Origin of the sequence: Endozoicomonas sp. (assembly GCF_031844845.1) — a bacterium.
Classification (GTDB): Bacteria; Pseudomonadota; Gammaproteobacteria; order Pseudomonadales; family Endozoicomonadaceae; genus Endozoicomonas.
Genome location: NZ_JAVRMB020000113.1, coordinates 20,002 through 30,919, shown reverse-complemented (window position 1 = coordinate 30,919; position 10,918 = coordinate 20,002). Strand labels below are relative to the sequence as shown.

At 47.1% G+C, this 10,918-nt stretch carries 10 protein-coding genes; 2 read left to right on the top strand and 8 right to left on the bottom strand.

The genetic code is table 11. The features are described 5' to 3' along the window. Nucleotides 1-281 precede the first annotated feature (281 nt). The 6 genes from lepA to rpoE form a co-directional block, all read right to left on the bottom strand. On the bottom strand, nucleotides 282-2,102 hold the full coding sequence (gene lepA, locus RM811_RS05435) for a translation elongation factor 4 (RefSeq protein ID WP_402521577.1): 1,821 nt from the start codon (nucleotides 2,100-2,102) through the stop codon (nucleotides 282-284). Nucleotides 2,103-2,326: 224 nt separating this feature from the next. After that, nucleotides 2,327-3,766 (bottom strand): DegQ family serine endoprotease, encoded by a 1,440-nt coding sequence (locus RM811_RS05430; protein WP_402521572.1) that lies wholly within the window; start codon nucleotides 3,764-3,766, stop codon nucleotides 2,327-2,329. A gap of 36 nt (nucleotides 3,767-3,802) precedes the next feature. Beyond that, complete coding sequence (locus RM811_RS05425; protein WP_402521570.1) at nucleotides 3,803-4,336, bottom strand: SoxR reducing system RseC family protein; 534 nt, start codon at nucleotides 4,334-4,336, stop codon at nucleotides 3,803-3,805. A gap of 86 nt (nucleotides 4,337-4,422) precedes the next feature. Further along, nucleotides 4,423-5,445 carry a MucB/RseB C-terminal domain-containing protein gene (locus RM811_RS05420; RefSeq protein WP_402521567.1) on the bottom strand — a complete coding sequence of 341 codons (1,023 nt, stop codon included), beginning with the start codon at nucleotides 5,443-5,445 and terminating at the stop codon, nucleotides 4,423-4,425. Then, nucleotides 5,432-6,163: a sigma-E factor negative regulatory protein gene (locus tag RM811_RS05415; RefSeq protein ID WP_402521564.1), complete on the bottom strand. Its 732-nt coding sequence runs from the start codon at nucleotides 6,161-6,163 to the stop codon at nucleotides 5,432-5,434. The genes RM811_RS05420 and RM811_RS05415 overlap by 14 nt, the downstream gene beginning before the upstream one ends. Nucleotides 6,164-6,222: 59 nt before the next feature. Further along, nucleotides 6,223-6,810 carry an RNA polymerase sigma factor RpoE gene (gene rpoE, locus RM811_RS05410; protein WP_402521562.1) on the bottom strand — a complete coding sequence of 196 codons (588 nt, stop codon included), beginning with the start codon at nucleotides 6,808-6,810 and terminating at the stop codon, nucleotides 6,223-6,225. Nucleotides 6,811-7,405: 595 nt separating this feature from the next. Here rpoE and nadB point away from each other — a divergent pair. Next, nucleotides 7,406-9,058 (top strand): L-aspartate oxidase, encoded by a 1,653-nt coding sequence (gene nadB / locus RM811_RS05405; protein WP_402521559.1) that lies wholly within the window; start codon nucleotides 7,406-7,408, stop codon nucleotides 9,056-9,058. Here nadB and RM811_RS05400 read toward each other — a convergent pair. Continuing rightward, nucleotides 8,997-9,458, bottom strand: coding sequence for a protein YgfX (locus tag RM811_RS05400; protein WP_402521574.1), 462 nt, complete (start codon nucleotides 9,456-9,458; stop codon nucleotides 8,997-8,999). The genes nadB and RM811_RS05400 overlap by 62 nt on opposite strands. Continuing rightward, complete coding sequence (locus RM811_RS05395) at nucleotides 9,445-9,711, bottom strand: succinate dehydrogenase assembly factor 2 (RefSeq protein WP_402521557.1); 267 nt, start codon at nucleotides 9,709-9,711, stop codon at nucleotides 9,445-9,447. Before RM811_RS05395 ends, RM811_RS05400 begins: the two co-directional genes overlap by 14 nt. A gap of 101 nt (nucleotides 9,712-9,812) precedes the next feature. Here RM811_RS05395 and RM811_RS05390 point away from each other — a divergent pair, with 101 nt between their 5' ends. Continuing rightward, entirely contained in the window at nucleotides 9,813-10,859 is a 1,047-nt protein-coding gene (locus tag RM811_RS05390; protein ID WP_402521555.1) for a YgfZ/GcvT domain-containing protein, read from the top strand. Nucleotides 10,860-10,918 lie beyond the last annotated feature (59 nt).

Below are 10,918 nucleotides of genomic sequence, written 5' to 3'. Positions count from 1 at the left end.
CATAGCCAACCACAGGAATCGTGTCTGTGGTTGGGTCCTGGCGCTACCACGCAGAGCGTGGGAGCGAGGAGGGTTTTGCGACAACCGCCTTCGCGAGGATGACGGTCGGGGGGGGTTGCCCTTTTGCGACACCCTCGAAGGCGGGAATCTACCACGAGCAGTGGATCCCCGCCTTCGCAGGGATGACGATGGTATGTTCTGTATTGCCACTTCCCTAAGCCGGAAAACCGGCTCATTGTCTCAACCTGACAGATTGCTGATTATATATAATCAAAGGCCCGTTATTTGTCGACTTTCAGAACGGCCAGAAACGCTTCCTGCGGAATTTCAACACGTCCAACCTGCTTCATCCGCTTCTTACCCGCTTTCTGTTTTTCCAGCAACTTGCGCTTACGGCTGACATCACCACCATAACACTTGGCGGTTACGTTCTTGCGCAACGCTTTAACGGTAGTTCGAGCAATAATCTGACCACCAATTGCAGCCTGAATAGCCACATCAAACATCTGACGGTGAATGATTTCTTTCATTTTTTCAGTCAGGGATCTACCCCGGGAAACTGAATGATCTTTATGAAGAATCAGTGCCAGGGCATCCACTTTTTCACCATTAATCAGAATGTCCACGCGAACCATGTTAGCAGCTTCAAACCGGTCAAAAGAGTAATCCAGCGAAGCAAAGCCCCTGCTCACTGATTTCAGCCGGTCAAAAAAGTCCAGGACAACCTCATTCATGGGAATATCATAGGTCAGCGATACCTGCCCACCCGTGAACTGCATATCTTTTTGCACACCTCGTTTCTCAACGCAGAGGGAGATGACATTACCCAGGTATTCCTGAGGCACCAGAATATGAGCCCTGCAAACAGGCTCAAGAATTTCATCAATGCCCGCAGGGTCAGGCAGGCGGGATGGGTTATCAACGTCAACCACACTCCCGTTTTTCATCTGACACTGATAGATTACCGTGGGTGCCGTGGTAATCAGATCCAGGTCATACTCCCGCTCGAGTCGCTCCTGAACAATTTCCATATGCAGCATACCAAGGAAGCCACAACGGAAACCAAACCCAAGGGCATCACTGCTTTCTGGCTCATAAAAGAGCGATGCGTCATTCAAACGCAGCTTTTCCAGTGCATCACGGAAATCTTCAAAGTCCTCTGAACTGACCGGAAACAATCCGGCATAAACCTGAGGTTTGACCTTTTTAAAACCGGGCAGTGCGTCAACATCCTGAGTTTTCAGATGCGTAAGCGTATCACCGACGGGAGCACCGTTGATTTCCTTGATGCCGGCCACAACATAGCCAACCTCACCCGCCTTAAGAATACCAGTGGGTGTCCGCTTTGGCGTAAAAATACCGACATTATCTACCACATGGCTTTGCCGGGTAGATTTCACAATAATTTTTTCACCCTTCCGCAACGTACCATTTTTGACCCGTACGAGAGAGACGACACCCAGATAGTTATCAAACCAGGAGTCAATAATCAGGGCCTGCAGAGGAGCATTAACGTCACCTTCCGGAGCGGGAATGGTAGACACCAGTCGCTCAAGAACTTCTTCAATACCCAGCCCACTCTTGGCAGAGCAGCGAATGGCATCGGTGGCATCAATCCCGATAATCTCTTCAATTTCCTGAGCGACGCGATCGGGTTCAGCCTGGGGTAAGTCCATTTTATTGAGAACCGGCATCACCTCAAGGCCCTGCTCTATTGCTGTATAACAGTTGGCAACAGACTGAGCCTCAACACCCTGGGCAGCATCCACCACCAGCAGAGCCCCTTCACAAGCAGCAAGAGACCGCGATACTTCATAAGAGAAGTCAACGTGACCCGGGGTATCGATAAAGTTCAGCTGATAGGTTTTACCATCCTGAGCATGGTAATCCAGCGTTACACTCTGAGCTTTAATGGTGATCCCACGCTCCCGCTCGATATCCATGGAATCGAGTACCTGAGCCTGCATCTCACGATCACTGAGTCCACCGCAGGTCTGAATAAAACGGTCTGCCAGGGTCGACTTGCCATGGTCAATATGGGCAATGATTGAAAAGTTCCTGATTAGACTTAGATCGCTCACGATAGCATCACTATTAAACATCACTACAAAAAAGTTGTCCCCGCATTGGCGGGGACTGTATTGGTCTGCAAACCAGATCGAAGCGCCTTATCGAGGAAAAAACAGAGGCTATTTTCACCTAACCTCTCATCACAATCTCAACGGCCTGCAACAAAAACATCGGGTCTACTATTAATAATTCCGCGCTATTCTATAACATGTCAGCACAGTACTCCATGATCATATACTGCGCTGATAGCAAATGGTTATTCCTGCAAACGGAAAGTGATATATCCCGGATTACCCCCACGGATAACCCTCATGGAGATTGAGCGATTTTTTGGCAGTTTTGCAACGACCTTTTTGAAGTCAGCCGCAGTAGTTACACTGCGGTTATTCAGGTCGGTAATCACATCACCCTGCCTCAAACCGATGGAACGGCCTGCACCGCGATTAACACCAATCACCACAAGTCCCTGAACATCATCATCCAAACGTAATTTACTGCGGTAGTTCTCATCCAGCTCAGCAACCTGAACCCCTAATGGATTTTTATCAGCAGCGGGCTTACCGTTACTTCTTTCAGGCGCCGCATTATCATCAGGCAACTGACCCACTTCAACATCTACCGTTTTACGCTTGCCATTACGAATGTACTCAAGCGCCACTTTCTCACCTGGCTTAATCACGCCTACTGACATTGGCAGCAGGCCGGAACTGGCAATAGCTCTCTGATTAAATCGTACAATAACATCTCCAGGGTTCAGCTTTGCCTTATCCGCAGGCCCTCCGGGAACCACCTGGCTGACCAGAGCTCCCATTGGCTTATCCAGTCCAAACGACTCCGCCAGATCGCGATCTACATCCTGTATAGCAACGCCCAGCCAGCCACGGGTGACATATCCCTTTTCTTTCAGCTGACCCATTGCCCACATCACATGATCAATAGGTATCGCAAAAGAAAGCCCCATAAAACCACCGGAGCGGGTAAAAATCTGAGAGTTAATCCCAATCACCTCACCTTCCATATTGAAGAGAGGACCACCGGAGTTACCCGGATTAATGGGCACATCGGTTTGAATATATGGCACATAAGAGTCACTGGGCAAACTTCGGTTTAACGCACTGACAATACCTTTAGTGATTGAATACTCAAAATTAAAAGGTGACCCAATGGCTGCAACCCATTCTCCAGGCTTAACACCATCAGAGTCACCAACCCTGACAACGGGTAGAGTACGATCACTTTTGATTTTCAGCAGCGCCAGATCTGAGCGTTTGTCAGCACCAATCAACTCCGCAGGACGCTCACTTCTGTCACTGAGCCTGACAATAATCTGATCAGCACCATCAATCACATGGTTATTGGTCAGAATATAACCATCGGAAGAGATAATAAACCCAGACCCCAGAGACATCGGCTGAGCACGGCCCGAAGGATTCTCATCAGGTATAGGAACACCAAAATAACGTCGAAATATTTCGGGAAGCTCTTCACCACCCGGACCATAAATCTGCTGTCTTGCTTTTGGCTTGGCCAGGGTGCTGATATTCACCACCGCTGAAGAAGCCTGTTCAAACAGACCTGAAAAATCGGGCAGCCCATTTTTATCAACAGACGCATTTGCCAAGGCTGCCTGCAGTAAAAGCAGGGAAAACACCACCTTATAAAATGGCTTTTTGAAGAGAAAAAATACTCCACTCATCGATATGTTTTCTCCAACATTCAACTATTAAAAAATTTACAAAGAAAGCTTTTGTACAGATGAGCCTTCAGCCGATAAAGAACCTTCAGCCGATAAAGAACCTTCAGCCGATAAAGAGCCTTCAGCCGATAAAGAGCCTTCAGCTGGCAACACTTTCACAACCTCAACACGACACATATCAGCTGACCTTTTCCCAACACTCCGCACAACAAGAAAACCGGATGCGAGAGCGGAGCCAGCGATAAGCACCAGCAACCCATCCGCTATACCTGCAAGCGAAGAGAGCCAGAGACTGGCCATCATAAGAAAAAGGGGGAAAAGGTACATCAGAAAAGAGGCTCTCAATAACGAGCCTTCAGGAATACCAACCACAACCTGGTCACCTTCCTGCAATACCCGGAAACTGGTTGCTTTAATGTAGGAAAAAGAGACGTCGGATTTGTATTTTTCAGAAAGATGCTGCCCGCAACCTTGCCGGGCACTGCAACTGGAGCAGCTGGACCGCCTTACCGTTTCAACCCAGACAAAGTCAGCTTCAACTGCAACAACCTGTCCCTGTTCTTCTATCATATTCCTGAAAACCTGATATACATCGGTAAACAAATAATAAAAGAAATACCCGTCATCCAGTCCAGAACAATTACCCGATCATTACATCAGGGCTTTGCTTTTAGCGGGCGAACAGAAACGGCGACTCGTTCTGCAGTACCCAGCGGAACATCACCAACAACCGTCACATGGAAATATCGATCGCCTTCCCGATATATCTTGGAGACTGCGGAAAGTGCTCCAATCTTTTCAGAGGCCTGACTGAGAACCCGGGTATCGTCCTGCTCAACAAAAACAGAGAAACTGGCAATACCATCAGAGAAAACCAATGCATCAACATTATGCTGGCTAACCGGCGATGGGCGAACGCTTCTATTTTCTAAAACAAAGCCTTCAGGCAACCAACCCGTTTCCCACTCAAGTGGATCAGAAGGCTGATCTTGTTGAGACAGGGGCTGGGATTCCACGGCAATAGTTTTATCGACAACAGAAGGCTTGCGTATCAGTAGCGCCAGGGACTCATCAGATAGCGACCCAATATTTAAGGAAGTAAATTGCAAGCGCTCAATAATCTTCCCCTGACCGTCAACCATTACTGATTTGAGCAATAATGATGACTGTCGATCAAGCCATAGCTGATAGCCATAGCGAAACCGGTCTTTGGGAAGAACCAGCAACAAAACAGCCTCTCTCCCTGCCACCCGATCAATACCAACAATTTTCAAGTCATAAAACTTTTCAGATATCCCGCCCTGAAGCTTATTGATAACGGGCATCAGTGAGCCATGTTGAAACTTGGTTACGCCTCCGTTATAGCTTGAAAAGAACAATTCATTGCCAGCACGAATCACTTCTCTGGGAGCGCCATCAAGATAAAGAATCCGCTCTTTTTCAGACTGATTTTTATCGCTGGCCTGATGAATGATGCTTAATGTTTCGAGCTGGGCTCCCTGCTGATAGACAAACTCTCCCTGAAAACTAAGATTTCTGGATGAGTCCATCATTTTTTCAAGGAGATAGCTGGAATCTGGAACCGTCTCTGCATTCAGAAAACTGCTGATAAAAATACCCAGCACCAGCAACTTTCCGGTAATCCATTGCGTTTGTTTCATAGACTTATTGATTGTCAAAACTCGTCAATCTGGCAAATGACAAAATACTCTGACCATTACCCATGGCAGACAACTCTGCATGCTGAAGGGCATAGGCATGAAAACGTTCCCTGGTAGCCCGATCAGCAATGCTTTGCGCATAGGCAAGTTGCTCAGGTGTAATACTGTCATGAAGTTTGGCGTTATACCCGGCACGAATACCCGATACCCCGTAATTATTCTGACCTGATTGAGCCAGCTGAACTGGCTGAGCCAGCGTCGCAGGCTCATTAACTGCCATCAACTGGACATCAGGAGCCGGGTTACTATTTCGCACGCCCACAACGATAGCCACTGCAACAGAGGCGGCCATGGCGACTTTACCTAATGATGCCCACAACCCTTCAATCACATTATTCGATTTTGAATTAGCGACAGAACCATTTGCCGCAGAGTGAACCGAACCGGAAGTCTCTTTAGCGACGGCAGCATCCACTTCATCCTGCTCAATTGCCGCCATTACACCCTTGGAAATATCAACATTGGCAAACTTGTTAACTTTTCCACGCACCGCATCACCAATAAGCTGGTAACGACCCGCCAGTGTCCGGAGCTCATCGTCTTTACTGATACCATCAAGCACTCTGCGCAACTCAAGCTCATTCGACTGCCCATCAAGAGAGACAGACAGAGATTCATTCAACCGTTCTCTGCCACTGATTTGAGGAGCTTTTTCACTCGAAGCTTTTTCACTCATAGACAAACCCCTGATATCCACGCTGACCCGACCGCTGTCATACGTGAGTCAAACCTGATTTAACCACCCTGCCCTAATAACGGCCTGATTTCACGATCAATAGCCTCTCTTGCCCTGAAAATCCTGGAACGCACGGTTCCTACCGGGCAATCCATAACATCGGCTATTTCTTCATAGCTGAGCCCATCAAACTCCCTCAACATCACAGCAGTTCTGAGCTCATCGGGTAAACGCTGAATAACATCATGAATAACCTGCTCAATCTCATCACAGTACAGGTTACGTTCCGGCGTATCAACGACCCTCAGCGTTGTCGCTGTTTCCAGAAAGTCTGCATCATGAACATCTATATCAGACTCTGGCAGCCTGCGGCCTTTCGATACCAAATGGTTCTTGGCCGTGTTAACCGCAATACGATACAACCACGTATAAAATGAGCTATCCCCCCGGAACTTTTCCAACGCACGATACGCCTTTATAAAGGCCTCCTGCGTTACATCCTGAACTTCCTGAAAGTCATTAACATAACCCCCAACCAACCCAAGAATGCGATGCTGATACTTTATTACCAGCACATCATAAGCCCGTTTGTCGCCCTGCTTAACACGAGCAACCAGCTCCTGATCAGAGTCCTGATTCTCGGCCATTCAGGCTTCTCCACCTACGGCAGGAGTACCAAACATGGCACCATCGTGCAACATAAGACTCAATTTATCCGCCACTATATAGACCATCAAAATGAAGAAAAGTTCCTGGCATTTTCAATTTTTTACTATTTAAGAGTATTAGTCCGGCACACATAGCCTACTCGGACACTGTAATTATATTGGAAACCTATCAAGTTATCTTTATTGATATAGCGTACTACAGCAGGACTCAAACATTCTATATAATGGCCTGATCAGGCACGAGCCATCCAGATTGTTGATTAGATTTATCAAAATATTTACGTGTCAGCTGCTTTGAGTTCAGGTCCTTTTGATATAAATCAATAACACCATTAACATCGACCTGAAAAATAGCCGCTTTAGCCTTAAATACATTAGTAAGTAACTGTAATTAATCATACTCACCAATCAATGGTAACAATGGTAATCCAAAATTTTCGAAACAGTATTAAGTGTTAAGTGTCTGGCAACTTCTGCTCCACAGGCTAGCACATTAATCCACATTGCATTCATTTTCTTATGGATTATATGAAGAATAAATCACGCCAGAATGATCCGATAACAGGGGACCTTTATGCAACAGCCCTTTGATTATGATGTAATCATAATTGGTTCAGGAGCTGCAGGCCTGACTACCGCCCTGCAATTGCCCTCACATATTCGTACGGCTCTTTTCAGCAAGGATTTATTGTGTGCCGGGTCAACATACTGGGCCCAGGGGGGGGTCGCTGCAGTGTTGGATCAGGTTGGGGACAATATTGACCAGCATGTCCGGGACACCCTGGTCGCTGGTGCCGGATTATGCAATGAATCTGCTGTTCGGCATATTGTTGAAAATGGACGGGAAAGCATAGATTGGCTGATCAATCAGGGGGTTCCATTCACACCCGATAACACGGTTGACAGGCCGTTCGATTTCCACCTTACCCGGGAAGGTGGACACAGTTCCCGCAGAATCATTCACGCAGCCGATGCCACTGGCAAAGCCATCTCAGACACCTTGCTTGACCAGGCTAAGTCAAGATCCAATATAGACCTGTTTGACTTCCACCTGGCTATTGATTTGATCACCACGAGCAAACTTGACAACTCTCCTGAAACGAAGGAACACCGATGCGTTGGTGCCTACATGCTTGATCTGAAAACTGATCAAATAAAGGTATTCAGAAGCCGGTGTACTGTCCTTGCAGCCGGTGGAGCCAGTAAGACCTACCTCTATACCAGTAATACCGACGGAGCATCCGGTGATGGCATTGCAATGGCATGGCGAGCCGGATGCCGGGTTGCCAATATGGAATTCAACCAGTTCCACCCGACCTGTCTCTATCACCCAAACGCCAAGTCATTTCTTATTTCTGAAGCAGTTCGTGGCGAAGGAGGACTATTGAAACGCCCTGACGGCTCCCGGTTCATGAAAGAGTATGACCATCGGGAGGAGCTTGCTCCAAGGGATATTGTCGCCAGAGCCATCGATCATGAAATGAAACGTCTCGGTTCTGACTGCCTCTATCTGGACATCAGCCATAAGCCAGCCGAGTTTATTCGTTCCCACTTCCCCACTATTTACCAGCGATGCCTGGGCTACGATATTGATATCACCAGAGACCCAATCCCTATTGTTCCTGCAGCCCACTATACCTGTGGCGGCATTGTCGTTGATAACAGTGGTCAAACAGATACCAAAGGCCTTTTTGCTGTCGGAGAATGCAGCTTTACCGGCCTTCATGGCGCTAACCGACTGGCCAGCAATTCCCTGCTTGAATGTTTTGTATCAGCGAAAAGCTGTGCTCAACAAATCCGGGATACTATTCAGCGATATCCGGAGCCACCATTACTGCCACACTGGGATGAGAGTCAGGTAACCGATTCTGATGAAAATGTGGTCATCGCCCATAACTGGGATGAGCTGCGTCGATTTATGTGGGATTACGTAGGCATTGTGCGGACGACAAAACGCCTGCAAAGGGCCATGAATCGTGTTGAATTGCTGCAATCTGAAATCAATGAGTTTTACCGCAACTTTAAAGTCAGCAACGACCTCATTGAGCTTCGGAATCTTGCCCAGGTATCCGAGCTGATCATACGATGCGCGATGGCCAGAAAAGAGTCCCGGGGCCTGCATTACACTCTGGACCATCCTGATAAGGCTGAATATCCTGAAGATACTATTCTGGTTCCGGAGAACTACCCTTCTTTTGACCGAAGAGGCAAGACGATTCAAGAATAAGCCTTAGCCTGAAAGCATGTAACTCAATGGGATCTGCACTGTCCGGAAACAGAATCAGGTAAGATGGACGGTGCTTACCCTCAACTCTCAGCCTGAAACAGATCAGCATTGAGGTAACTACAACCTCCCCTTCTGGCCACGCCCTGACCCACTGCTCTCCCAATTTAACACGCCATTGATCAGTCATCAGACGAATACTGTTGATACTGGATGCGTGCTGAAAAATAATATATCTGAGAGAGTACCAACAGAAATAAATAATCAGGGCTGCAGCGAAAACCACCTTAATAATGATCCAGATGGAAGCGAGCCACAATGCCAGAAAGGCTGCAAAGTGGCATAGAACGATAAGAACAAAATGATAATAAGAACGCCTTAATGTAACTTCACAAAGGCTCACCCTTGTATCGCCCACGATCCAATACCCTATCCACCATGCGGCTCAACGCCTGATCCTCCGGCCTTACTCCACTCATGAACCAGCTGAAGATATCCGGATCCTCGCACTCCAACAGTTTTACATAGGTTTGCTGATCTGCTTCACTCAAGTCAGGCAACGCTTCCCGGGTAAATGGCTCCAGCAGCACATCCAACTCAAGCATCCCCCGGCGACTCCGCCACTGAAGGCATTTTAATTCATTTTCGCCCAGCATTTCAGAATAACTCCAATGGTGAATTTTGCCGGGAATTATACCTTTATATTTTCCGCAATAATCCTCTATTATTGCGATTAATCAGATAACAGGGTGATCAGATGTCCACTGACTGGAAGATCTATTTAAAAACTCAGGGTGCTGTTTATGAAGGAGAACAGCTGACCGGTTTTTCGGAGACACCAAAAACACTAAACGCCGATGCGGTCTCCGTACTATCAGGACACAACCTGATCAGCGTCGATGGAACGGATCGCCAGAAGTTTTTACAGGGGCAGATTTCAACCCATATGACACAACTTGAAGCCTTTCATCACAGTACCGGTGTAGCCTGTACTCCCAAGGGGCGCATGTACACAAACTTCAGAATTATGGATAACGGAGAAAAATATCTTCTTTCCATAGGCTCTGATTTAACTGAAATGACCATCGAAACACTAAAAAAATACGCTGTTTTTTTCAAAGTTCAGCTTACCGCTCAACCAGACTTTCTAATGATTGGCTTATCCGGAGAAAATATAAAGTCGAAACTAACCAGAATTTTTCAGGACACACCACTCCCGGAAAATAATGAAGTAATAAAAATTCCCAATCAGGGCTACCTGATGAAAACCCCTGGCATTCGCACACGATATGAGCTTTGGCTTCACCTGAATGACCTGCCCCACTGGTGGCCAGTCTTAACAAAAGAACTCACACCAACAACCGAAGATTTTTGGCAATTGCTGAATATTGAGTCGGTAATTCCAGGGATACACAAAGAAACGGTTGAGAAATACATCCCTCAACAACTTAACCAGCCATCCCTGGGAGGCGTCAGCTTCAGAAAGGGCTGTTATACCGGGCAGGAAATTGTTACCCGGATGCAAAATCTTGGTCAGCAAAAAAGCCGCTGTTACCGGTTGACCTTTGAAGATGCTCTACCACCTGCCATCAATACCCGTCTTTATAACAGTGATGGCAAGTCTATTGGCGAGATCATTCAGGCTGGCCGCAACATTGAAACTAAAGAGATTGAATTACTGGCAGTCATTCGTATTGATGCAGCTGAAGCCAATGATGTATTCCTGACGTCTGAAAAAAACCAGCCATTGCAGGTTCATAAACTGCCTTATCCAATAGATCCTAAGGCTGAACTCCAGAAGTAAGGAGCTTCAGCCAGTAGGAGCTTCAGCCAGTAAGAGCATCAACCATTTGAGCCCCCGGA